The sequence below is a fragment of the Selenomonas sp. AE3005 genome (assembly GCF_000686945.1).
Classification (GTDB): Bacteria; Bacillota; Negativicutes; order Selenomonadales; family Selenomonadaceae; genus Selenomonas_A.
On sequence record NZ_JMME01000001.1, the window covers coordinates 32,112 to 57,712 of the forward strand.

General features: G+C 53.0%; 20 protein-coding genes and 3 tRNA genes. 21 read left to right on the forward strand and 2 right to left on the reverse strand.

What is annotated here, in order from left to right; all coding sequences use genetic code 11:
- The first annotated feature begins 2 nt into the window (after positions 1–2).
- The 5 genes from nspC (at position 3) to ftsY (ending at position 7,779) form a co-directional block, all read left to right on the forward strand.
- The gene (gene nspC, locus DL94_RS0100180; protein ID WP_028128398.1) at positions 3–1,178 is read left to right on the forward strand and encodes a carboxynorspermidine decarboxylase; all 1,176 of its coding nucleotides are present in this window, start codon (positions 3–5) and stop codon (positions 1,176–1,178) included.
- Positions 1,175–2,284 (forward strand): agmatine deiminase, encoded by a 1,110-nt coding sequence (gene aguA, locus DL94_RS0100185; RefSeq protein ID WP_028128399.1) that lies wholly within the window; start codon positions 1,175–1,177, stop codon positions 2,282–2,284. The genes nspC and aguA overlap by 4 nt, the downstream gene beginning before the upstream one ends.
- A 24-nt stretch (positions 2,285–2,308) precedes the next feature.
- Entirely contained in the window at positions 2,309–3,184 is an 876-nt protein-coding gene (gene aguB / locus DL94_RS0100190; RefSeq protein ID WP_028128400.1) for an N-carbamoylputrescine amidase, read from the forward strand.
- A gap of 124 nt (positions 3,185–3,308) precedes the next feature.
- Entirely contained in the window at positions 3,309–6,851 is a 3,543-nt protein-coding gene (gene smc / locus DL94_RS0100195; protein WP_028128401.1) for a chromosome segregation protein SMC, read from the forward strand.
- 10 nt (positions 6,852–6,861) lie between these two features.
- Positions 6,862–7,779: a signal recognition particle-docking protein FtsY gene (gene ftsY / locus DL94_RS0100200; RefSeq protein WP_028128402.1), complete on the forward strand. Its 918-nt coding sequence runs from the start codon at positions 6,862–6,864 to the stop codon at positions 7,777–7,779.
- 71 nt (positions 7,780–7,850) lie between these two features.
- Here ftsY and DL94_RS0100205 read toward each other — a convergent pair whose 3' ends face one another.
- On the reverse strand, positions 7,851–9,359 hold the full coding sequence (locus tag DL94_RS0100205; protein WP_028128403.1) for an IMP dehydrogenase: 1,509 nt from the start codon (positions 9,357–9,359) through the stop codon (positions 7,851–7,853).
- A gap of 443 nt (positions 9,360–9,802) precedes the next feature.
- Positions 9,803–9,878: transfer RNA gene (locus DL94_RS0100210), tRNA-Ala, on the reverse strand.
- Positions 9,879–10,020: 142 nt separating this feature from the next.
- Here DL94_RS0100210 and ylqF point away from each other — a divergent pair.
- The 16 genes from ylqF (at position 10,021) to DL94_RS0100290 (ending at position 25,600) form a co-directional block, all read left to right on the forward strand.
- A complete protein-coding gene (gene ylqF, locus DL94_RS0100215; RefSeq protein WP_028128404.1) occupies positions 10,021–10,923 on the forward strand; it encodes a ribosome biogenesis GTPase YlqF in 903 nt (300 codons plus the stop codon).
- Entirely contained in the window at positions 10,916–11,704 is a 789-nt protein-coding gene (locus tag DL94_RS0100220; protein WP_028128405.1) for a ribonuclease HII, read from the forward strand. Before ylqF ends, DL94_RS0100220 begins: the two co-directional genes overlap by 8 nt.
- A gap of 127 nt (positions 11,705–11,831) precedes the next feature.
- Positions 11,832–13,949, forward strand: coding sequence for a mediator complex subunit 15 domain-containing protein (locus DL94_RS0100225; protein ID WP_051586216.1), 2,118 nt, complete (start codon positions 11,832–11,834; stop codon positions 13,947–13,949).
- A gap of 71 nt (positions 13,950–14,020) precedes the next feature.
- A complete protein-coding gene (locus tag DL94_RS0100230; protein WP_051586217.1) occupies positions 14,021–14,344 on the forward strand; it encodes an EscU/YscU/HrcU family type III secretion system export apparatus switch protein in 324 nt (107 codons plus the stop codon).
- 25 nt (positions 14,345–14,369) lie between these two features.
- A complete protein-coding gene (locus DL94_RS0100235; RefSeq protein WP_028128408.1) occupies positions 14,370–14,732 on the forward strand; it encodes a YraN family protein in 363 nt (120 codons plus the stop codon).
- Positions 14,733–14,750: 18 nt separating this feature from the next.
- Positions 14,751–16,268, forward strand: a complete 1,518-nt coding sequence (locus DL94_RS0100240) for a YifB family Mg chelatase-like AAA ATPase (RefSeq protein ID WP_028128409.1) — start codon at positions 14,751–14,753, stop codon at positions 16,266–16,268.
- 48 nt (positions 16,269–16,316) lie between these two features.
- A tRNA-Met gene (locus tag DL94_RS0100245) sits at positions 16,317–16,392 on the forward strand.
- A gap of 2 nt (positions 16,393–16,394) precedes the next feature.
- A tRNA-Thr gene (locus DL94_RS0100250) sits at positions 16,395–16,470 on the forward strand.
- A 219-nt stretch (positions 16,471–16,689) separates the two neighbouring features.
- A complete protein-coding gene (locus tag DL94_RS0100255) occupies positions 16,690–18,006 on the forward strand; it encodes a YjiH family protein (RefSeq protein ID WP_051586218.1) in 1,317 nt (438 codons plus the stop codon).
- Between the two features lie 78 nt (positions 18,007–18,084).
- Entirely contained in the window at positions 18,085–20,085 is a 2,001-nt protein-coding gene (locus DL94_RS15070) for a PAS domain-containing hybrid sensor histidine kinase/response regulator (protein WP_051586219.1), read from the forward strand.
- A gap of 6 nt (positions 20,086–20,091) precedes the next feature.
- Entirely contained in the window at positions 20,092–21,960 is a 1,869-nt protein-coding gene (locus DL94_RS15075; RefSeq protein WP_051586220.1) for a hybrid sensor histidine kinase/response regulator, read from the forward strand.
- 43 nt (positions 21,961–22,003) lie between these two features.
- Positions 22,004–22,396 carry a fluoride efflux transporter FluC gene (locus DL94_RS0100270; protein ID WP_028128411.1) on the forward strand — a complete coding sequence of 131 codons (393 nt, stop codon included), beginning with the start codon at positions 22,004–22,006 and terminating at the stop codon, positions 22,394–22,396.
- Positions 22,397–22,479: 83 nt separating this feature from the next.
- On the forward strand, positions 22,480–23,292 hold the full coding sequence (locus DL94_RS0100275) for an NYN domain-containing protein (RefSeq protein WP_028128412.1): 813 nt from the start codon (positions 22,480–22,482) through the stop codon (positions 23,290–23,292).
- A 4-nt stretch (positions 23,293–23,296) separates the two neighbouring features.
- Positions 23,297–23,683, forward strand: coding sequence for a DUF3783 domain-containing protein (locus tag DL94_RS0100280; protein WP_028128413.1), 387 nt, complete (start codon positions 23,297–23,299; stop codon positions 23,681–23,683).
- Between the two features lie 134 nt (positions 23,684–23,817).
- Positions 23,818–24,633, forward strand: a complete 816-nt coding sequence (locus DL94_RS0100285) for a hypothetical protein (RefSeq protein WP_028128414.1) — start codon at positions 23,818–23,820, stop codon at positions 24,631–24,633.
- Positions 24,634–24,685: 52 nt separating this feature from the next.
- Entirely contained in the window at positions 24,686–25,600 is a 915-nt protein-coding gene (locus tag DL94_RS0100290) for an ABC transporter substrate-binding protein (protein ID WP_037371098.1), read from the forward strand.
- Position 25,601 lies beyond the last annotated feature (1 nt).

Here is a 25,601-nt window from a genome sequence, read left to right on the forward strand (position 1 = left end):
GCATGACCAGGAAAATCGATAAAGTGCCAACGCCTGCTTATGTGGTGGACGAACAGGCCTTAGAGAATAACCTGCGGATTTTGCAGCAGGTCAAAGAGGCGGCCGGCTGTAAAATCCTGCTGGCGCAGAAATGCTTTTCGATGTTTGCCGAGTATCCTTTGATTGGCAAGTATCTTGACGGCGCTACGGCCAGCGGCCTTTATGAGGCGCGCCTGGGCCATGAGGAAATGGCGGGGGAGAACCATGTGTTTTCCCCGGCTTACCGCCCGGAGGAAATTGAAGAAATTGCCGCTATCTGCGACCATGTGATTTTTAATTCCTTTTCCCAGCTGCGCCGCTTTGGTGCCAAGGTGCGGGAAATTCAGCAGGCGCGCGGCATTGAGCATGGTATCGGCCTGCGTATCAATCCAGAATGCTCGACACAGGACCATGCTATTTATGACCCCTGTGCGCCCGGCTCGCGGCTTGGTGTTACGGCGGAGGATTTTGCCCGGGCGGTGGAAACCGCGCCACAGCTCTGGGAACTGCTGGACGGCCTGCACTTCCATACCCTTTGTGAGCAGAACAGCGACGCGCTGGCGGCAACTTTGCAGGCCGTAGGGCAGAAGTTTGGCTGCTGGCTGGCAAAGGATTCTATCCATTGGCTGAATATGGGCGGCGGCCATCATATCACAAGGGCCGATTATGACCGTCAGCTGCTGATTGACCTGATTAAGGGCGTCAAGGATAAGTATGACGTGGCCGTCTATCTGGAACCGGGCGAGGCCGTGGCTCTTAATGCAGGCTATCTCATTACCGAGGTACTGGACACGGTGACAAATCATGGTGTGGATATTCTGCTGCTTGACGCGTCAGCCGCCTGTCATATGCCTGATGTGCTGGAAATGCCCTACCGGCCGCCGCTTAAGGATTCCGGCGAGGCCGGGGAGAAAGCCCATACTTACCGGCTTTCGTCCTGTACCTGCCTGGCCGGGGATATCATTGGCGATTATTCTTTTGACAGGCCAGTTAAGCCGGGGGACAGACTCTATTTTGAGGATATGGCCATCTATTCCATGGTCAAGAATAATACCTTCAACGGCATGGCCCTGCCCTCTATCTGGAAGATGGACGCCAGCGGTGAATGCACGCTGGTCAGGAAGTTTGGCTATAAAGATTTTAAGGAACGATTGTCATGATGATTACAGGCAGCACACCTAAAGCAGATGGTTTTTATATGCCGGCGGAGTTTGCGCCGCATGCCGGGACATTTTTGATATGGCCTGTACGGCCCGGTTCCTGGACAAATAATGGTGCCGATGTGCAGCCGGTTTTTGTGGAGCTTATTCGCGAGATTGCGGCGGTGGAGGAACTTTACTTGCTCGTAGGTTCGCAGCACCGCGCTCAGGCTGAGGCTATGCTGAAAGACCTACCGCAGGAACATATCCACTATCTGGATATTCCCACGGACGACGCCTGGGCCAGAGATATGGGGCCTACCTATGTCGTGGACGGCCAGGGGCGCCGCCGGGGCATTAACTGGCGATTCAATGCCTGGGGCGGTGAGGTTGACGGGCTTTATCCCAACTACGCGCAGGACGATGCGGCGGCAGAGAAGATGTGCGCGGCCCTGCATGATGATATCTATGACGCCGGTGATTTTGTGCTCGAAGGCGGCTCAATTCATGTGGACGGCGAGGGAACCGTGGTCGTGACGGAAACGTGCCTGCTCTCGCAGGGGCGCAATCCTAATTTGTCCAAGGTGCAGATTGAAGAAAAACTGTGCTATTATCTGGGCGCCCAAAAAGTAATCTGGCTGCCCCGGGGCATTTATAACGATGAAACCAATGAGCATGTGGATAATGTCTTTGCCTTTGTCCGTCCCGGTGAAGTTCTGCTGGCGTGGACGGACGATGAGTCTGACCCGCAGTATGCGCTGAGCAGGGGGGATTTAGAGGTATTGGAACAGGCTGTGGACGCTAAAGGGCGCCCGTTTAAGATTCATAAACTGCCCATTCCGCAAAAGCCTGTCAGCATCACCGAGGAAGAAGCAAACAGCTTTACCTTCGAGGAAGGTGAGGACAGGCGTGAACCCGGGGAACGACTGGCGGCCAGCTATGTGAACTTTTATCTCTGCAATGGCAAGGTTATTGTGCCGCAGTTCGGTGATGAAATGGACGCCGAGGCGCGGCGTATCTTAGGGGAGTGTTTCCCGGAACGCCAGGTCGTGCCCCTGCCGGCCCGGGCGGTTATTGTCGGCGGCGGCAATTTCCACTGCCTGACACAGCAGATACCAAGTCTTTAGGGGCACAGAAAACGAGGTGACAAAATGCGCAATGTAACTGTAGCCGCCGTTCAAATGCAGATGTCGGCAAGTGTGCGTGAGAATATCGACAAGGCTGATAAATTGGTGCGCGAGGCGGCCGGACGTGGGGCACAGATTATCCTGCTGCCGGAACTCTTTGAACGGCCGTATTTCTGTCAGGAACGGCAGTATGATTTCTATGATTATGCCACGGCGGTGGCGGATAATCCGGCGGTTCGCCATTTCCAGCCTATCGCCAAAGAACTGGCCGTGGCTATGCCCATCAGTTTTTATGAGAAGGACGGCACGCGCCTTTTTAACAGCATTGCCATGCTGGACGCTGACGGCAGCGTTTTGGGCGTATACCGCAAGACACATATTCCCGATGACCATTACTATCAGGAAAAATTCTACTTCACACCGGGCAATACCGGTTTTAAGGTCTGGGATACACGCTATGGCAAGGTAGGCGTAGGTATTTGCTGGGACCAGTGGTTCCCCGAGGCGGCCCGGGCGATGGCCCTGCAGGGGGCAGAAATTCTGCTCTATCCCACGGCTATCGGCTCGGAGCCCATACTGGAAACGGACAGCATGCCGCATTGGCGGCGTTGTATGCAGGGGCATGCCGGCTCCAACCTGCTGCCGGTGGTGGCGGCTAACCGCATTGGTGTAGAAACGGTGGAACCGTGCGCGGAAAACGGCGGCCAGCAGTCAAGCCTGAACTTTTACGGCTCGTCCTTTATCACGGATAATACCGGCGCAATCATCACCGAGGCCGGCCGTACAGAGGAAGTGGTGCTGACGGCCAGCTTTGACCTTGATGGTTATGCCAAAGACCGTATGAGCTGGGGGCTGTTCCGTGACCGCCGCCCGGAAATGTACAACGAAATAGTAAGGTGAAAAGACAACAGGGCTGAGGTACGTTTACGGACGTGCGGCAGCCCTGTTATGTTTTGAGAAAAGAGGGCAAATATGGTATAGTAGATAGTATGTGTGCAGGGAAATGACGAATGAGGTGTAGAGGGTGCAGTTAAAACGGTTGGAGGCTTATGGCTTTAAGTCATTTGCTGACAAGATAACAATAGATTTTGACCAGGGGATAACGGCTATTGTCGGGCCTAACGGCAGCGGCAAGAGCAATATCACAGACGCCATTCGCTGGGTATTAGGTGAACAGAATGTCCGCAATTTGCGTGGGACGAAGGCCGAGGATATTATCTTCACCGGTTCGGCCTCCCGTAAAGCTCTGGGCGTGGCCGAAGTTACGCTGGTGTTTGCCAATGACGGCACCCTGCCGGTGGATTTCCGCGAGGTTATGGTGACGCGCCGGTTGTACCGCAGCGGCGAGAGTGAGTTTTATATCAATCGTTCGCGGTGCCGGCTGAAAGATATTTACAATCTCTTTGCCGACACGGGTATTGGGCATGATGGCATGAGTATTATCGGGCAGAACCGCATTGATGATATTCTGAACAGCCGCCCGGAAGAGCGCCGGGCGTTCTTTGAGGAAACGGCCGGTATCACCAAGTACCGCAACCGCAAACGCGAGTCCGTGCGGAAACTCACCGATACGGAGAACAACCTTGTCCGCGTGCAGGATATTATCCATGAAATCGAAAACCAGCTGGAACCCCTGGCGCGGCATGCGGAAAAAACCAGAATTTATAACGGGCTCCACGAGGAGTACCAGCGTTATAAGCTGACGAAACTGGCGCAGGATTACGCACGGGAGGCCGGACAAAAGCAGGCTAATGACGGGAAACTCACCCAGCTGCAGGACGAGGTCATTGCGGCTGAGGCGAAAGTCCAGTCTTTGGCTGCAGAAAAAGAACGCCTCAATAAAGAGATAATCGACCTGGAAAATGCCATGCAGGCACAGGCCGAAAAAAATGAGTTCCTGCGGCAGAAGATGGCGGTAGCCGACCAGGAGGCGGCCAAGCTGCAGGAACGTCAGGACCAGAGTGACGGTATCAGGGACCGCATTCTGGAACGCCGGCAGGAACTTAATCACGAAATCGCTGAGGCTATAGCGGAGATGACGCGGCTGGCCGAACAGGAAAAGCAGCAAAAGCAGGACCTGGCCTTGCTCGATGAATTTCTGACCAAGGAACAGGCCAAGCAGAAGGACTATAGTCAGCGTATTCGGACGCTGGAAGAACAGAGCCAGGCTGTCAATAAGGAAAAAGAGGCCCAATTTGCCGTCTGGACGGCTAAGCAGCAGGAACTGGCACTGGCTGAGCGCGACCTGGAAAATGGCGCTGATGGGCAGGAGGGCCGGGAAAGCGAATTGCAGCAGGCCAGGGAAAAACTGCAGCATTGGCAAAAACTGCAGGCCGAACTGCAGGAATCACTCGAGGCTGAGGCCGACAATGCCCGTAAGTGCCAGGAGCAGCTGCAGGCGGCCCAGCAGGCCAGAAAGGCAGCGGAAAACGAGCTGCGGTCTGCTCGCGACAAGGCCAGTGACCTTGCCAGCCGGCTGAAGAACACGGAAAACAAGCTGCAATTCTTAACCCGTATGCAACAGGCTTATGAAGGCTTTGGCAAGGCGGTAAAAGCCGTGCTGAAAAGCCAGGAAAAATGGCGCAGCGGCGTGGCCGGGGCGGTGGCAGAACTCATTGATGTGCCCCGTGATTATGTGACGGCTATCGAAATTGCCCTGGGCGGCAATATGCAGAATATCGTCACGGCCGATACGGACACGGCTAAGGCGGCCATTGCCTTCCTTAAACGGGAAAAGCAGGGGCGTGTTACCTTCCTGCCGTTGTCCACATTGGTGGTCCGCCAGCCACAGAATCTTAATTCCCGTCTGCCGGGGATTATCGGCTGGGCTAATACGCTTGTGAAAACCGAAACGCGGTATCAAAAGGCCGTAGATTTCCTGTTATCGCGTACGCTGGTGGTGGATAACCTCGACAATGCCCTGGCTCTGGCCAAGGAACAGGGCTACCGCCTGCGGATTGTCACCCTTTCCGGGGAATTACTTAATCCCGGCGGTTCCCTTTCCGGTGGCAGCCGGGGGCACCAGGAGGCCAGCTATCTCAACCGTAGCGGGGAAATCGCTGATTTGCAGGCCCAGCAGGTGACACTGCAGCAACAGCTGGCGGCCAGCGGGCAGGAATGTCAGGCCAGGCAGGCAGCGGTGCAGACAGCCGAGGAAGATTTGCTGTCGGCCCGGGAAAACTTGCAGCAGGCGGATATCCATCAGGCCGAGTTAAAGACAAGTCTGGCCCGTCTGGGTGAAAATCTGACAAGTCAGGAAAAGCTCGTAACTGATTTGGAAACGGCGATGGCTGCACTGCAGGCCTCGTTTGCCAAACTGCAGGAAAAGAAGGTTATGGCCAAACGGGCGGCGGCTGAGGCGGAAAAGAAATACGAGGAACTCAGCAAGGCGGCCGAGGAGGCACAGCTGAACCTGGAGGATTTAGAACAGGACGCCGATGATTTAGCGGCCTATATCCATGACCGGGAAGTCAAACGGGCAACGCTCGAGCAGGAGGCTTTAAACAGCCGTCAATTCCTGCTGCTGCGTACCAAAGCCAAGGAAAACAGTGAACAGAGCCTGCGGGAAAACGAGCGTGAGGAGCAGGAACTGGAAAAAAGCCTCGTGGACAGTACGCAGCGCCTGCAGGAACTGGCTGACCAGCAGAAAGGCCTGCAGGAAGTTTATGACGCCGGTCAGGAGGCTCATACGGCCATCTACAATGAGCGTATGGACAAGCTGACGGCCAATCAGCAAAACGATAAAGAGGCTCACAACGCCGCACAGGCCCTCAACCGCCTGCAGGCTGAGGTGCAAAAGCTGGCGGTGCTGGACAATAAACTGCAAATGCATATTGAGAGCCTGCAGGAGGATATCCTGTCAGAATACGGCCTGACGCCGGAACGGGCGGCAGAGGAGGCCATGGACGCCGAGCCGGGGGATATCAAGACGAATATGCAGCGTCTGGAGCACAAGCTGAAGGAATTGGGACCGGTCAATCCCAACGCGCTGGAAGAATATGAAGAACTTTCCCAGCGTCATGATTTTATGCAGAAACAGGCCGGCGACCTCAACAGTGCCAAGGAAGATTTGGAGCGGATTCTGGCGGAAATGGACGAGGCCATGACCAAGCAGTTCAAGGAGGCCTTTGCCCAGATTCAGGTGTACTTTGCCGATATCTTTGTGCGCCTCTTTGGCGGCGGCAAGGCCGAGCTGAAACTGCTTGATGAAGATGATGTGTTGAACACCGGCGTGGACATTCTCGTTACCCTGCCGCAGAAGAAACGGCAGAACCTGTCAGCCCTGTCCGGTGGTGAACGTGCGCTGACGGTTATCGCCCTGCTCTTTTCCTTCCTGCGCTACCGGCCGTCGCCGTTCTCGGTGCTCGACGAAATTGACGCGCCGCTCGACGAGGCCAATGTCGTGCGTTTTGGCTCCTTCCTGAAGGAATTTGCCGACAACACCCAGTTTATCGTGGTAACCCATCGTAAGGGCACGATGGAGGCGGTGGACACCTTGTATGGTGTCACCATTGAGGACGCCGGTGTATCAAAGATATTATCAGTGAAAATAGACGACGTAGAATAGGAGTTTAGCTATGGGATTTTTTGACAAATTAAAAAAGGGCCTGAATAAGACCAGGGAAAACCTGACCACGAAAATTGAAAAGCTGGTTATTGGTTATGCCGATATCGATGATGATTTTCTCGACGAGCTGGAAGAAACCCTGATTATGGCCGACGTGGGCGTGCAGACTACGGAAAAACTGATGACCGCTGTACGCAAGGGCATTAAGAAAAAGGAAATCAACAGCCCCGAAGATTTAAAACCGTTTTTGGAAAAGGAAATTGCCGCCATTCTTACGGCGGGGGAAGATAACACCCGGACGGCTGCCGAAGGCCCTACGGTACTGCTGGTAATCGGTGTCAATGGTGCCGGCAAGACCACGACGATTGGCAAGCTCGCCGCTTATTACAAGGAGCAGGGCAAGAGTGTCATGCTGGCAGCTGCCGATACCTTCCGTGCGGCGGCTATTGACCAGCTGGAAGTCTGGGCCGGCCGCAGCGGTGCTCAGCTCATCAAGCATGAAGAAGGTTCTGACCCGGCAGCTGTGGCCTATGACGCTGTTAAGGCGGCTGTGGCCCGTAACATCGACATGCTTATCATCGACACGGCCGGCCGCCTGCAAAATAAGTCCAACCTCATGCAGGAACTGGAAAAAATCAATCGTGTTATTGGCCGGGAAATCAAAGGCGCACCGCATGAAACCCTGCTGGTGCTGGACGCAACTACAGGCCAGAATGCCATCAGCCAGGCGGAACTCTTTACCAAGGCGGCACCGATTTCCGGGGTAGTGCTGACCAAATTGGACGGCACGGCCAAGGGCGGTGTGGTCATCGGTATCAAGAGCCAGCTCTCCATGCCGGTTAAATGGATTGGCGTAGGCGAGGGTGTGGAAGATTTGCGCCCCTTCGTGGCCGAGGACTTTGCCAAGGCCCTGTTCGCCAAGGAATAAAATACGCAAAGAAAAAATCCGCTGAGCATTGCGCTCAGCGGATTTTTGTCGCTATAAGGTGTTAGCAGGGATTAGTCTCTGCCCAAACGGTCGCGGAGAATTACGTCATGGGAGCCGCCTTCCACGATACTGGTTGCCGATACCAGTGTGAGTTTGGCCTTGTCGCGGAACTCGGGCAGGGACAGGGAGCCGCAGTTGCACATCGTGCTGCGAATCTTGGCCAGCGTCGTGCCCACATTGTCCTTCAGGGGGCCGGCGTACGGAACATAGGAGTCAACACCTTCTTCGAAGGAGAGTTTCTTGGAGCCGCCCAGGTCATAGCGCTGCCAGTTGCGGGCGCGGTTGGAACCTTCGCCCCAGTACTCTTTGTAGTAGGTGCCGTTGACTTTAACCTTGTCCGTCGGGCTTTCGTCAAAACGGGAGAAGTAGCGGCCGAGCATGAGGAAGTCAGCGCCCATAGCCAGTGCCAGTGTCATGTGGTAATCATGCACGATACCGCCATCGGAGCAGACAGGAATGTAAATGCCCGTTTCTTCATAATACTTATCGCGTTCGTGGCAAACGTCAATCAGAGCCGTAGCCTGACCGCGGCCGATACCTTTCGTTTCACGGGTGATACAAATGGAGCCGCCGCCGATACCGACTTTGATGAAGTCAGCGCCAGCATCAGCCAGGAAACGGAAACCTTCGCCGTCAACGACGTTGCCGGCACCGACCTTTACGTCCTCACCGAAGTTTTCATGAATGTATTTCAGGGTAATGCGCTGCCACTCGGAGAAACCTTCCGAGGAGTCAATGCAGAGAACATCTGCACCGGCTTTTAAGAGGGCCGGCACACGTTCTGCATAGTCACGGGTGTTGATACCGGCACCGACGATATAGCGCTTATTGTCATCAATGAGTTCGAGCTCATTGTCTTTGTTGGCATTGTAATCTTTACGGAACACCATGTAACGCAGGCGCTGATTCTTGTCGATGATCGGGAGCATGTTGAGCTTGTTTTCCCAGATGATATCGTTGGCCTGGCCAATGGTGGTAACTTCTTCAGCCTTGGCGTAAACCAGATTTTCAAAAGCCGTCATGAAATCGCTGGCCGGTGTGTCCATGGACATACGGGAAACGCGATAGTCACGGCTGGTCACGATACCTAAGAGCTTGCCGTTCGGCGTGCCATCTTCGGTAACTGCCATGGTGGAGTGGCCGGTTTCCTGCAACAGGTCGAGAATTTCGCCCAGAGTGGTGGAGGGCTTGATATTGGAGTCACTGCTGACAAAACCGGATTTGTAATGCTTTACGCGGGAAACCATAGCGGCCTCATCTTCAATGCTTTGGGAGCCGTAAATGAAGGACACACCGCCCTCTTTGGCCAGTGCGATTGCCATGTTATCATCGGAAACCGCCTGCATGATAGCAGAGGTCATGGGGATGTTCATGGTAATCTTCGGTTCCTCGCCCTTACGGAATTTCACCAGCGGTGTACGCAGGGATACATTCATCGGAATGCATTTTTCCGATGAGTAGCCGGGAACAAGCAGATACTCGCCAAAAGTGTGTGATGGTTCTTCAAAATAGAATGCCAACGTAACCCCTTCTTTCTTAAAATGTCAAATAACAATACTCTACACGGCGTTGTGTATATTGTCATATATCTTAATATAGATGGTGGGGGCCTGTCAATGACAAATTAAAATTTGTCTTACAAGTTTACAACTGTCAGCAAAAAATGCCAAAAAATAACAGCCTGACATATCACCTGTCAGGCTGTTAGCTCATTATCTCATATTCTATTTTCATAACTCACTTGGGTTCCAATCTTACGGGCCCATTGGACTCCCCTCCTTCACGAGCCATAACTGTCACCGGATAACAAACTCTCCTACGGCTAGCTATTACCTTTTCCGGATAGCCTGTATCCTAGCTTGGGATTATGATAACACAGAATAGACGCAAAGTCAATAATTTTCTAATAATTGTACAGTAAAATAAAAACGGCTGCGCAAATCGCAACCGTTTGTAATCATTATGGTGGAGACAAGGAGGATCGAACTCCTGACCTCTTGCATGCCATGCAAGCGCTCTCCCAGCTGAGCTATGCCCCCGTGATGTTTCGCCGTGGCGTCATCAACGAATATTAGTATACGGCAAAGCTCTATGTCTGTCAACACTTTTTTTAAAATTTTTTCTCTGAGGGAAATTATGGTATACTAATTCTGATAGAAAAAGATGAGAGGATACAATAATATGGATAAAAAAGATATACCTAATCTGCAATGGTTCCCAGGCCATATGAAAAAGGCGCAGCGGTTAATAGAAGAGAATCTGAAACTCGTTGATGTGGTGATAGAACTGCTTGACGCGCGGATTCCGTTCAGCAGTGCCAACCCCATGCTGGCGGAAATCATCAAGGGCAAACCGCGCATGATTGCCTTGAATAAATCTGACCTGGCAGACAGCGCCAGCACGAAAAAGTGGCTGGCTTATTTTAAAGAGCAAAATGTACCGGCAGTGGCCATTGACTCCATGAATGGCAAGGGTATGAAACAGCTTGTGAAGGTGGCTGAAGAACTGGCCCGGCCCAAGACGGATAAATTCGTCAGCAAGGGAGCCAAGCCTAGGGCCGCGCGCTGCATGATTCTGGGGATTCCCAATGTGGGCAAGTCATCCCTGATTAACCGCCTGGCCGGAGCAGTAAAGGCCAAGGCTGCGGATAAACCCGGTGTGACCAGAGCCAAGCAGTGGATAAAGATTGGTTCGAATCTGGATTTGCTCGATACCCCGGGCATTCTCTGGCCGAAGTTTGAGGACCAGACCGTGGGGCTTAAACTGGCGTTCACCGGCGCTATCAATGATGATATCTATGACCGGGAACAGGTGACAGCCCTGCTGCTGGGCGTAATGCGCCGTGATTATCCGGAAAGACTGGCCGAACGCTTTAAGCTGACCGGCGAAGTGCCGGAAAATGGCCTGGAGATACTCGAACTCATCGGCCGCAAGCGCGGCTGTCTGGTCAAGGGCGGCGTCGTCGACCTGGAAAAGGCGCAAAACATTGTCTTAAACGAATTCCGGGCTGGCAAATTAGGTTTGGTAACACTTGATGAAATTCCTGTAGAAAATACAGTTGAGGAGTCAAAAAGCAGTGAATGATTTGAGTAATTATACGATAAAACAAGTAGAGGCTTTGTTTGCAGAGCAGAAGATAACGGAAGAATTTCTGACGCTCTGCCGCAATGACGGCCGCAAGGCCATCGGCACGCTGGTCCGCCGTTATGAACGGCAGCAGCAGGAACGGCAGCGTGTGGCGGAACTCTACAATTATGAACGGCAGTTTTGGGCTAAGGGCTGCGAATTCGTGGCCGGGGTGGACGAGGCCGGCCGGGGGCCGCTGGCCGGGCCGGTATCGGTGGCAGCGGTTATTCTGCCGCATGATTTATACCTGCCGAAAATCAATGACTCCAAAAAGCTGTCGGCCAAAGTACGTGATGAACTGTATGATGAAATCATGGACAAGGCTCTGGCCATTAAGACAGCTTTGGTGGACGCTAAGACCATTGACCGCGTGAATATCTATCAGGCCACGATAAATGGCATGTACGAATCCATCTTTGGTCTGGCCCAGGAACCACAGGCGGTACTTATCGACGCGGTAAAACTCGATAATCTGCCGATGGTTTCCGAGTCCATTATCAAGGGTGACGCCAAGTCGGCCTCGATTGCCGCCGCCTCTATTATTGCCAAGGTCAATCGTGACCGGCTGATGGACGAATATGATAAGCAGTATCCTGAGTATGGTTTTGCCCAGCACAAGGGCTATGGTACGGCCCAGCATATTGAGGCCCTTAAAAAGTATGGCCCTTGTCCGATTCACCGTTTGTCCTTTGAACCTATCCGTTCTATGGTGGACCGGCAGACGGGCGTGCCGTTTTAAGGCAGAACTGATTTAGTATAACGAGGCAAGAAAATGTCCCCCACCTCAGCAGGTGGGGGCACGAATACCAAAACAGGCGGCGAGCATATCTCCCGCCTCGTTGAAACGCCAAGAGGAAGTTTTGCCTATGGCAAAACTGGAACAACGGCGTTATAAAAGATGTAGAAAAGGTGTGATGGAAATGCCAATGGAAACATCGATGAATGTGGGGATTCGCCCCGTTGACCGCCCCCAGGCGCCAGGCGCGGCTGAGGGGCTGGGGCGGCGCGGTGAGGGCGGCGGCTCTTCGGCGGCCTTTAGTCCCAAAACCAATGTGGCAATCCAGAACGCCGTTGATGATATGGCCGGAATTCTGGCCAGAATCGCCAGCAATCAGACGGAGGCCGTGGATAAGATGCCGGCTGATTTGCAAAAGATGATACAAAATATCATGAAACAGGCCTTTTCCCTGGAAGAAACTTTAGGGCAGGGGCTCGGCAGCAGTCTGGAAAGCCAGCGTTTTTCCATGGACCAGCTCAGCGCTTTTTCCCGTATGCTCACACAGATGGGCAAGCTGATGGACAAGGGCATGAGTCTGGAAGTCAGTGATACCATGCAGACCTTGCTGACCAATTTAAAAACAATGGTCAGCAGCGAGAATAATGCGGCTTTAGAGCCGGTCTTGCTCACAAAAGCGGCGTTTGAACTGCTCGATAACAAGAGCTTTGCCGAATTGCCTAAAGATGTGCAGCAGCTTTTACTGGCCCTGCAGCCCCAAGGTATGCCACCCGCTGCTATAGCCGGGGAGAGCAGCTCCATGAATTTCCTCAAACAGCTGGTGCAGTACTTTATGCCGCGGCCGGCTGCTGGCAGTGAGGCTGCTGCAGAAAATGCACCGCAGGGGCAGATGACGCAGGGACAGGGGACACCGGGACAGGCTGCCCCCGGACAGGCGATGGCGCAAGGTCAGCAGGCGGCCCCTGGTCAGGCCGGCCAGCAGGCTGCAACGACGCCGGGACAGACAACCCCAGGTCAGGCCGGACAATCTGGTCAGGCCGGACAATCTGGTCAGGCCGGACAACCGCCACAGCCGGGGCCTGGTGTGCCGCAGACGTCAGCCGGCCAGATGGCTGCGCAGCCCCAGACAGCAGGTCAGGGGCAAAATCTGACAAGTCAGGGACAGCCGTTGACAGGTCAAGGTCAGCAGGCAGCTGTACCCGGACAGGCACAGGCGCAGCCGGCAGCACCGGGAGCACAGCTGACAGGTCAGCAAATGACAGGTCAGTCACAAGCGCCTGGTCAGAATATGACTGGTCAGACAAACACTGCCGGACAGGCGATGACCGGTCAGACTGCCAACAATAGTCAGGGAATGCCGGCGCAGAATATGGCGCAGGGACAGCGCTTGTCAGCGCCGGTAAATAATCAGGCCGCACCATATCAGACAGACGGTCAGGGACAACAGACGGCCGCAGCTGAGGGACGGCCGCAGCAGGCTGCCATGCAGCAGGCGAAGAATCAGCTGCTCAGTCAGAATATGGAGAACACGCCGCAAATGATGAACGCCCTGCGTGATTTAGGGCAGTTATTGATGAAGGAAGGCAATCTGACACAGAAGGACGCTTTGCTTATGCAGAGTTTTGTCAACGGCAAGGAGGCACTGCTCAGTGCCAAGGAAAGCCAGCAGCTGCAGCAGCTGATTCGCTTGTGTCAGGCTAATATTCCGGCTACGGTACAGCAGGCGGCCCTGCAGCAGAATATTCCTGATCTGCCCAGATTATGGGCATTCATGCAGCTGTGTGACATGTCAATGACGCGCAATATGACGGCGCGGCAGCTCAAAAAGGCCGGCAAGGACGTGGCGATGTTTGTCCTGTCCATGCGTCATTCCATGGAAGGGGATAATTCCATTGTCCCCGGCCAGCGGTCGCTTAACTTTATGCTGCCCATGTATATGGGGGAAGAAACGACTTATCCATCATATATACATGTATATGATGAAAAGCGGCCGGATCCGGAGACGGGGGAAATGAAGAAGGAAACATGGCTGCGGCTGTGTGTGCTGACGGATAATATCGGGGCTGTAGAGCTTACCTGCCGTGTGTATCAGGAAAATCAGCTGGATATGCGGCTGTTCTTTTCCAACACGGAATCGGCCAACGAGTTCAGAAGTCAGACAGAGGCGCTCAGAAGTTCGTTAAGGGACAGCACCCTGCGGCTGAAAGAGCTGAAAATTGGGGCTGTGGGTGAGCGGCGCTTTATGTAAAATGTCCTTGACAGAAGGACTGATGAGTAATAGACTAAACATAGTGAAGGAACACAGGCAGGTGAACAGGAATGAAAAGACAGCGCCCGACATTGCACCCGGAGCCGGAAACAGATCCCAATGCCCCGCAGCAGGCGGTGGCCTTAAAATATGATGTGGAACGCGATACGGCACCAAGAGTGATAGCCAAGGGCCGTGGACATGTGGCGGAAAACATTATGTCAGCAGCGCAGCAGAACGCCATTCCTGTATATCAAAACAAGACTTTGGTCAATATGCTGATGGCCTTGGAGATAGATAGGGAGATTCCCCCGGAACTTTATCGCACGATTGCGGAGGTTATGGCCTATGTGTACCGTATTGACAAAAAAGCCAAAAAGCCTGGTGGAAAATAGTAGCTGGGAAGAAGATGTTTAGCTGATGCATAATCAGATTCTCGGAAGTCAGGGCGAACAGGCAGCGGCGGAGTTTCTCCAGCAGCACGGCTATGTTATTTGTGCGCGCAATTTTCGTGTGCCCGTGGGGGAGATTGACATAATTGCCAAGGCCGGGGAAGTGCTGGCTTTTGTCGAAGTAAAGACGCGTCATGGCAGCCGCTATGGCACGCCGGCCCAGGCGGTAAACTATCATAAACAGCAGAAAATTATACAGACAGCAAAATGGTATCTACGGCAGAATCATCTGGAGGACAGGTGTTTCTGCCGTTTTGATGTATTGGAAGTCTATGCCCTGCCGGGCAATAAATGGCAGGTTCGTCATTTACCGGGAGCTTTTGAAAGCTAGGGAAAGGGAGGGAACGGCTTGTTTGCAAGAACGTATGGAGCGACAACCTTAGGCGTAGATGGGCTGCTCATCGATGTGGAAGTGGATTCCGCGGCCGGTCTGCCAGGTTTTGAAATCGTGGGGCTGGCTGACGCCCTGGTCAAGGAGGCCAAGGAACGGGTGCGCACGGCAATCCGCAATTCCGGGATTCAGCTGCGGCAGGAGAAGGTGACCATCAATCTGGCACCGGCTGACGTGCGCAAGGACAGTGCCGGCCTGGACTTACCCATTGCGGTGGGGCTGCTGGCTGCTTATGGACTGGTGTCAGCGGTTACGCTTGCTAAATATCTCTTTGCGGCAGAATTGTCATTGGAGGGCGAGTGCCGGCCGATTAAGGGGATTTTGCCGATGACAGTGAAGGCGCGGGAATCCGGGTTTGAGGCGGTGTTTGTCGCCAAGGCCAATGCCAACGAGGCCTTGCTGGTGGACGGGATTGCTGTTTATCCGTTGGACAATCTCAGTCAGCTGGTGGGTTTTTTGACAGGTCAGGAACGGCTGGTACCAGCCAAAGCTGAACCTGTGCCGGAGCAGGATACTGAATGCCAGGACGATTTTGCTGATGTGCAGGGACAGTTTCAGGCCAAGCGGGCTTTGGAGATTGCCGCAGCCGGCGGCCATAATGTACTGATGGTCGGCTCGCCGGGAGCCGGCAAGACCATGCTGGCCCGGCGTATGAGTACGATACTGCCTGACCTGACCACAGAGGAGGCCCTAGAAGTTACGCGCATATACAGCGTGGCCGGGCTGCTCCCCAGGGAGGGCGGCCTTATCAAAAGACGCCCGTTTAGAAGTCCCCATCATACGAGTTCCATGACGGCGCTTATCGGCGGTGGCAGCGTCCCACGGCCCGGGGAGGTGACACTGGCGCATAATGGCGTGCTGTTTCTCGATGAACTGCCGGAGTTCAGCAAAAAGACTTTGGAAGTTTTGCGTGAACCTTTGGAGGACAGAAAAATCACGATATCCCGGGTACACGCTACGCTTACCTTCCCCTCGGATTTTATCCTGATAGCAGCCGCCAACCCGTGCCCCTGCGGCAATTTCCTCGATGAAGAGCAGGAGTGCACCTGCTCGGCCGGGGAGATACGGCAGTATAACCGCAAGATATCCGGGCCACTGCTGGACAGAATAGATATTCACATACAGGTGCCGCGTGTCAAATATGACGAGCTCGCCTCTAAAAAACGCGCGGAATCTTCGGCGCAGATTCGGCAAAGAGTTGTGGCCGCCCGGGAAATTCAGCTGCAGCGGTTCAGGAAATACGGCATATTCTGCAATGCCCAGATGAATCATGCCCTGCTGCAAAAGCTCTGTGTGTTGGACGAGCAGGCGCAGGCTATGCTCGCGCTGGCGTTCAAACAAAAGAATTTATCGGCCCGGGCCTATGACCGCATAGTTAAGGTAGCCCGTACCATTGCTGACCTGGCCGGGGCCAAAAATATTGAGGCGGCGCATGTCGCGGAGGCGATTCAGCTGCGCAATGACAATAACTTTTAGAAAAAAGTTGACAGCCGCCAAGGATAGATGGTATACTGCAATAGTTGCCGCGGGGTGGAGCAGTCGGTAGCTCGTCGGGCTCATAACCCGAAGGTCACAGGTTCAAGTCCTGTCCCCGCAACCAATGCTGATATAGCTCAGTCGGTAGAGCGTATCCTTGGTAAGGATAAGGTCACCAGTTCAATCCTGGTTATCAGCTCCATAAGTATATTACAGCAGCTCATAATGAGGGCGGCTGAACCATAAAGCTCGAAAGGCAGGCACCTTTCGGGCTTTTTTATTGTAAGCTGGGACAGCCTGAGTTTACTGAATAAAAATCAAATGAATCGTGAATAAAAATACAAAAATTAGTGACATTGTCCGCGTAATGGTGTACAATATGATTTGCTGAAAATTATTCATGAAAAGTGAGGAAGATTTCATGACTTGGATTAAATTTATAGCCGGGGCTCTGTTCGGCATGGGAATGTTTTTACTGCCGGTCGGCGGCGGTGAAGGTTTTTCCACACCGGTGGGGCTGCTTACGGAATGGCTCGAAAAAATCATTACTGATAATATTCCCTGGTTCTTATATGTACTGGTGACGGCCTCTGCTCTCGGGGCACTGCTCGGACGTTTTTACCTGCCGGAATGGATTAAGAAACGGCAGTGGCTGGCCGGTTTGTTTACTGTATCCTGGCCGTATCTGCTCACCCGGCTGGTGGCTTTGGTGGTTGTTGTCTGTGTCGGTGGTGAGCTGGGCCCGGCGTGGTTCAGCGGTCCCGACGTCGGCGGCAGTATGGTCGGCTTATCCCAGACACTGGTAGCGCTGGCGTTTTCCCTGAGCTTTGTGCTGCCCTTTCTGACGGATACAGGTATTATGGAGTTCACAGGCGTATTGCTGAAACCGTTGATTCGTCCCTTATTCCATGTGCCGGGACGGGCCTCGGTGGACCTTATTGCCTCCTGGCTGGCGTCCTCTAATACGGCGGTACTGATTACCGCTGGCCAGTATAACAGCGGTTACTACTCAAAACGCGAGGCCGCGACGATTATGACCAATTTTTCGCTCGTGTCTATTCCGTTTTGTATGGTAGTGGCCGGGACACTGCATATCAACAATTATTTTCCGCTGCTTTACCTTACCGTTACGCTTGTGGGCTTGCTGCTCGCCGTTATCTGTGTCCGCATTCCGCCTTTGGCGAGCGTAGAGGATACCTATCATGGTACGCCGCAGCTCCGGGAAGATGTACCGCAGGAAAAATCCCTGCTGGGCTGGGCCTTGGCCGCAGCGTTGCAGCGGGCGGAAAAATTCCGTACGGAAACGGCGATAGCCGTAGGCTTAGAGATGGCCGTCGGGATTTTGTTCGACCTGATTCCCATCGTTATTGCCTGGGGAACCGTGGGGACGCTGCTCGTAAATGAAACGCCGATATTTAAGTGGCTGGCGTACCCCATGGGGCTTTACATGTGGGCGCTGGGAATTCCCGACGCTTTCCAGCTGGCTCCGGCTACGCTCGTAGGCTTTATCGATATGTTCATTCCGGCGCTTATCACCAGCCCTGAGGCTCCCTTGCAGGTACGGTTCTTCATTTCCGCCCTGTCGCTGGTACAGATTATCTATCTGACCGAAGTCGGGAGTATCATCGTCAAGAGTAATGTCGGCATGGATGTGAAACGGCTCTTTATTGTCTTTTTGGAACGCACGCTGGTAGCGGTGCCGCTGCTCTGGATGATTACAAAAATTTTTGTCAGTTAATTATCAATAAGAAGGAAAAAGCTCCTCCGCAAAGAATAATAATCTAAAGAGGATTATGCATTACTGGGGGGAGCTATTATGATAGCTGACGCAAAGCAAAAGTTCGGCCATATAGATGACGCTTTGGCTCCGGTACTGGTGTGTCAACGGAGTGCCAAAGACTTTAAAGTCCTGCATATATCTGCAGGGCTTTGTCGTTTATTCAATGTAAAGCGGGCAGAACTGGAATCGTTCTTTTTGCGTCCAACGGAGGAAACAATTCACCCGGATGATTATGTGCGTGTAATGCGGGCGGTGCAGAAGGGATTCCGCAACCCGGAAGAATATCAGCAATTCAGCTACCGCATGCGGATTCCCAAGCAGGAAGAGTATGTTTGGCTGACTTCCTGTATATATGGCTATCGTATGCCGGACGGGTCCGTGTTGCAATACATAACTTCGCTGGATGTTACAAATGAATATGCTGAACGGCAAAATCGCGATGAGGCTTTTTTCCATACCAGCGTTCTGTTGGAAAAGATTCTGGATACCACGCAGACAGCCTTGTTCTGGAAGGACAAGAACCGGCGTTTCCTCGGGGCCAATAAGGCCTTTTTGGACTACTATGGTTTTCCCTCCGAGCAGGTCATTTTGGGGAAAAATGATGAAGATATGGGCTGGCATAAAGACGAAGAACCTTTTCATAGCGATGAAGTGATGGTTTTGACAACTGGCCGCTCCACTTACCGCGTGCATGGCAAATGTATGAGTCATGGCGAACTGCGCGACATTGTGGCCAGCAAGAGCCCTTTGGTGGAAAATGGCGAAATCGTGGGACTCGTGGGCAGTTTTGAGGATGTAACTGACGAAATACGCCGTCAGGAGCAGATTGAAAAACTGAATGAAGGTTTGAGCCAGGCCTTGGAAAAGGCGGAAAGTGCCAATGAGGCCAAAACGTCCTTTTTGTCCAATGTGAGTCATGATATGCGCACCCCCTTGAATGGTATTTTAGGGGTGGCCGACCTGGCGCTGAAATGTCAGGACCTTGATAAAATTCACGAGTATCTGCAAAAAATCATGACGGCCGGTTCGTTGCTGCGTGACTTAATCAATGATACACTGGAACTGTCGCGGATTGGCAGCGGCAAGCGGCAGATGGACTGGGAGGTCGTGGAGGCCAGCCACATGCTCGACCGGCTCGTTACGTCAATGCGTTCGGCGGCAGAGCAGAATGCGGTGAACTTTCATGTAAATCTTGACTTTGCTGACCTGGGCTATCTGCGGCTGGACCGGCTGAAATTGTCCAAAGTCCTGTTGAATCTGCTGTCCAATGCGGTGAAATTTACCCCGTTTGACGGTGATGTGTGGCTGGAAGGTTCAGTGCTTTCGTCCACGGCGGACAGCTGTACCTGCCGCTTTATTGTCAAGGATACGGGGATTGGCATGGCGCCGCATTTCCTGCCGAAGATGTTTGACCCCTTTGAACAGGAAAATTCCATGTCGGAAAAGGGCAGGATGGGAACCGGCTTAGGGCTGTCTATCGCCAAGGAACTGCTGGACCTAATGGACGGCAAAATTACCGTGGAAAGCGAACGCGGCAAAGGTACGACCTTTACGGTAGAAATACCTTTTGAACGGGTGAGCGGTGAGGAAGGCTTACCGGAGGTGCCGGTTGAGGCCGAAAGTGTCAGCCTGGATAAGCGGCTGATTCTGGTCTGTGAGGATAATGAGTTAAACCGGGAAATCGTAAAGACGATTCTGGAAATGAACGGCATGACGGTGCTGACAGCTGAAGATGGTGAGCAGGGGGTAATGACCTTCATTGAATCCGAGGAGTATAAGATTGACGCCATTCTGATGGATATACGCATGCCGGTAATGGACGGCCTGACGGCGGCGGCGCAAATCAGGCAGCTTGAAAGACCTGATGCCCATAAGGTGCCGATTATCGCCTTGTCAGCCAATGCTTTTCAGGAAGATGTGGAGCAATCTCGTCAGGCCGGTATGAATGACCATCTGACCAAGCCGGTGGAACCTGATTTGCTGCTGGCGTGCCTGTCACGCTATATAGGTGCCTATGATACCCAACGGAAGGGGTGAATGAGGATGAAACTGACATTAGCGGAAATATATAGTTTGGCGGCGTTCTTTCCGGGAAACTGCCTGGTCTATAAGCTGGACGGTCAGCAGCTGACACTGCTGGCCTCCTCAGAAGGCGGTGAGCAGATAGGACCGCGCAGCGGCAAGGAGTTTTTGCAGTATGCCGGTGATTCCTTGATGACCAAGGTTTTTAAAAATGACCGCCGATTTTTGCTGGAAACCCTTGCCAGGGCCGTAAAGGACGGCAGTGCAGAATGTGTTTACCGCTTTGGCGAGGAGTCACAGGATAGTTTTGTCTGGCTGCATACCATCGTCAAGCATATCGGCAAGCTCGATGACTCGCCGGTAGTGGCCCTGACCTTCAGAAATGCCAGTGAGCGCAATGAGGCGCAGCTCGAGCTGTTGGAGGATATGGATACCATTGTCTACGTTTGTGATGTGGAAACGCAGGAGCTCTTGTACGCCAACCGGGCGGCCATGAATAACAGTCAGCTGCGTGGCAGTTACAGCGGCCATACCTGCTATAACTACATGTTTGGCAAGAAACATGTCTGTGAGGACTGCCAGCTCAAACGCCTGCAAATGGACGGCAAGCAGGAACTCGTACGTCATGACAAGGACGGTGACCGCTATCTTAATATCGAGAAAAAGGGTATTTCCTGGTACGGTCATTTTGCCTGCGCCCATTTCATCAACGATGTGACGGAGAAAAAGCGCAATGAGCGCATGCTGGCCGTAGAGCGCGAGGCCTCGGCCAAGGCGGCGTTTGTTTCCAATGTAAGCCATGATATGCGCACGCCGCTCAACGGCATATTGGGCTTTATTGAACTGGCACTCCAAAGCAAGGGCAAAGATGAGCGTGAGGAGTATCTGGAAAAAATCCGGACAACCGGCAAGTTTATGCTGAATCTCATCAATGAGACGCTGGATTTGAGCAAAATCAGCAGCGGCAAATTGGAGATTGAACCGGAAAACAGCAATATGCAGGAACTGCTGGATACCATTATTGTATCCGCTTATGCAAATGCTGAGGTCAAGAAGGTGCAATTCATCACAAAACTTGCCGATATGCACTTTCAGGACGTGTATGTGGACGTTTTGAAACTGCAGAAGGTGATATTGAATCTCCTGTCCAATGCCATTAAATACACGCCGGCGGGCGGCAGTGTGACCATGTGTATGGAAGGACCGGCCGATTTTGGCGCCTATAACTGTCATATCGTTATCAGTGATACCGGTGTCGGGATGGATAAGTCGTTCCTGCCCAAGCTGTTTGAACCTTTCTCCCAGGAACGGACCAGTATCACCAGAAAAATCGAGGGTACAGGCTTAGGCATGTCGATTGTCAAGAGCCTTGTTGACCTGATGGGCGGTAAAATCACGGTAGACAGCGAGCGGGGCAAGGGCACGCGGTTTGACATGTGGTTTTTCCTGCCACCGGGACAGACTAGCGAGGCTGCGGAAGTTCCTGTTGATGGTGAACTTATGCAGCTGGTCAACCGCCGCATACTGCTGTGCGAGGATAATGAAATCAACCGGGAACTTATGCAAAGCCTGTTGTCCTTTAAGGGGATTGAGGTCATTGCAGCCGGCGACGGCCAGCAGGGCGTGGCCGCATTTGCTAATTCTCCCGAGGGGAGCATTGACGCTGTGCTGATGGATGTACGTATGCCCATTATGGACGGGCTGGAGGCGGCCAGGGCTATCAGAGCCATGAGCCGTGATGACGCCCGGCATGTGCCTATCTTTGCCCTGACGGGTGAAGTTGATGATGAATCGGTGCAAAAGGCAAAGGCTGCCGGCATGAATGAGTGCCTGTCCAAACCCGTGGATATTCCCGTGCTGTTGCAGCAGCTGGCGGCAGTTATGACGTGAGAAGGCTTATATTGATGGTATGCAGGAGATGAACTTACAGTAAATGATGGCGTGTTTTTATGTTTTTATCGGCGGCGGCCTGGGGGCGGTGTGCCGATATGGAATTACGACTTTGGTGGGAACCTGCGGCGGTATGTTATTTCCGATGGCCACCTTGGCGGTAAATGGGGTGAGTTGTTTTTTTATGGGGCTTATTATGGGGCTGCTTTTGCCACTGGCCAAGTCCCTGCATTTAATTCCTGAATCTCTGCGGCTGTTGCTTACCGTGGGCTTTTTGGGCGGTTTTTCCACCTTGTCTGCCGTGTCCCTGGAAACGCTGATGTTAATCAAGAACGGCAGCAGCCTGCTGGCGGCGGTAAATATTCTGAGCACGATGGTGGTGGCTATGATAACGGTCTGGGCCGGCTGGCAGCTGGCCTGGCTGTGTCAGCGCTGAGCACTGCTGCTGGCAGGGATTTAAAGAGATATATAGAAGATATTAAAGATACTACATGTTACTTTTTATAAATGGGGGATTAGATGACTCTGGATTCCAGTACGGAGGTTGTAGCGATACTTTACGATATCGAAAACGCTCCGTTTGAAATGTTGGACTACACTTTAAGCAAGGCACGGCGTTACCAGCCCTGCCGGACGATTGTCATTTCCGATTGGGAGGCACGGCCGGAACAGAAACGCTGGGAAAAACTCATGCGGCGGCCGGGCTTTACTTTCCGGCAGATAAGCCGTACTTATCAGGGAAAAAACTCGCTGGATTCGGCTTTATACGATTCGGCCAAACTCCTGTATGATGATGGTGTGCGGCGGTTCTTTATCATTACCACGGACTCGGATTTTGTCAGGATTGCGGAATATCTGAACTCCGGCACGCCATCGTATATCATCGGTGTGGGGACTAAGCAGGCCAGTGAAACCCTGCGCAATGCCTACGATGAGTTCTTGGTTTATCCGCCGGAGGAAAAAAAGCCTGCCAGCAGGAAAAAGACCACGGCGGCGCCGGAAACCGAAAGTAAACAGGCTAAAGCTGCAGAGCCGGCTCCGGCTGCGAAAAAGACCAAGACAGCCAGGACGACCAAGGCAGCGAAAACAACCAAAACAACCAAAACAACTAAAACAACTAAGACAACTAAAACGGCCAAAGCTGCGGCTGCGGTACAGGCTCCAAAGTCCGCAGGTCAGACGGCGGCTTTAACCGCTGGCACGCTGACGGTCAACCTGCCCCGTACCCTGCGTGAATCCTTGCAGGCACGGCAGGAGGCTGAGGGAGTTTCCCTGGACGAACTTGTTACTTATTTACTGATGCGCGGGATGGCCCGCTGGGTGGAGGACTGAGTTAATGAAAAGGCAGGAACAGGTATTATTCTATCAATTTCGTGATGAAGAAACACTTACAGCAGCCTGCAAGACTTTGCATAAGCTCGGGATAGCCACGAAAATTCTGCCCGCGGAGGCCTGGCGCGAGAAGGTAGGATACCTGCTGGGCGCGAAAGGTTACCAGCCGGCAAAGGTGAAGGACGATGACAACTTTGTCTTTCCGCATGAGGTCATGGTACTGCAAAATATCCGCAATAAACGGCTGGACGAAGTGCTGCAGGCCTTGCAAAACGCCGGCTTGCCGCATGTGCGGTTCAAAGCGGTCGTGACGCCGTTTAATATATTGTGGACGTTGCGGCGTTTGTGCGAAACAATGCAGAAGGAACACGGGGCCTTGACTAAGGAGTAAAAATTTACGACGCTGCTTGACAGGCTGACAGGTCAGAATATTGACCGGTCAGTCTGCTTTTGACATGTCAATATAAAAACCGTATACTATCATATAGTTGATACCTGAGCATACAATGAAAGTGGAGATTTTTAATGAAACAAGATGATTTGGATAAGACGCAGTTAATGCGCCCTGTTGATGATAGTGAACGGATTTTTGATACCAGACCTTTGCCACGGATAGAGGCAGATGATGAGCAGGCGACGGACAGACAGCGCAGAGTCCGGGAATTGCCGCCGGAAGAGCTGCCGCCGCGCCAGGAAGAACCGCGTCCGCACAAGAGCTTTTTGACTGCTGGCCGCAAACGCGGTCTGCTCCTGGGCGCAGGCTTTGCCGCTGCCCTGGCCATCGGTTTTATGATAGCCGGTTACACGCAGGAACAGTCGGCGGAGCGGCAAAATCAGCAAAAGCTGGAACAACAGATGATGAAGGACCGCGAGCAAAAGCTGGCCAGCCAGGAGGCCGATTTAAAGGCGCAGCGTGAGGTGCTGGAGAAACAAAAACAGGAGCTGCAGGCCCGGGAACGGGAACTGGAGGAAAAATCCAGCCGGGCCAAAGGCCGTAACGAGGCTATAATGGACAGCGCGCCCGGCTCAACCCTGGGTAAACTTGTGGACAAGGTAACAGGCAAAGAGGCCAAGCGTGAGGAACAGGTCAAGGAAAACAAGAGTATCAGCGCCCAGGCCGACAGCGATGTGGCCAAGTTAAAGCAGTCCATTGCTGAGGCACAGACCATGCTTGATGATGTGGACGCCAAGCTCGATACGGTGGCCGAAATGAAACAGGAGGCCGGCAAAATCAAAGCCAAGGCCGAAAGCGCTTATGCTGAGAACAAGGATATTATCGATAAGGCTGTATATTATGCCCGGACAGGTGCAGATTACCTGTCCCAATGGTTCACGCAATAAAATAAATACATGAGGGGAGTAGATAAAGGTGAAAAAATATGCACTGTTACTGATGGCCGTAGTGCTGATGGGATTGGCGGCCGGCTGCGGCCCCCAGCAGGAGGCCAAGAAGGATTTGCAGCCGCTGAACATCGGCCTGATGCCGGATACGGATTCCCTGCCGTTTATCGTAGCTCAGGAAAAGGGCTACTTTAAGGAAGAAGGGCTGGAAGTCAACATTCAGCAGTACAAGAGTGCTATGGACAGGGATTCAGCCTTGCAGAGCGGCAATCTGGACGGGGCTGTCTCGGACATGCTGGCCGTGGCTTTTGCCAAGGACGGCGGCTTTAATGTGAAGGTGACGTCGTTTACAGACGGCAGCTATAAACTGATTGCCGGTGCCCAGTCCAGTGCTACGAAGATGGCTGACCTGAAGGGGCAGGACGTGGCCGTTTCCCGTAATACGATTATCGAGTATGTTACGGACCAGATTCTGCAGAAGGAAAATCTGGGCGAGGATACCATCAATAAGGTGATTATTCCGCAGATTCCCACGCGCCTGGAAATGCTGCAGAATGGCAAGCTGGGAGCAGCTACGCTGCCGGAACCCATGGCCAGCATTGCCGTTCATAATGGCTGCAAGTATGTGACCGGCTCTGACGAGCTGGGTATCAATCCCGGTGTTATCATGTTTACGGCCAAGACTGCCAATGACCGCCGGGCCGAACTGGCTGCCATGTACCGCGCCTATAACAAGGCAGTGGATTATCTCAACAATACCCCGCGGGAAGAATATATCGACATGCTGGTGGAGAAGGCGTCTTTCCCTCCCACGGCCAAAGCAGCTCTGAAACTGCCGGAGTATCATCATGCCGCCCTGCCGAAGGAAAGCGATGTGGTGGATTGCGTGAAATGGCTGCAGAGCAAGGGGCTTATCAAGAAGAATTATACTTACGCCGATTTTGTGGTCGATGTGCTGGGCAAGTAAT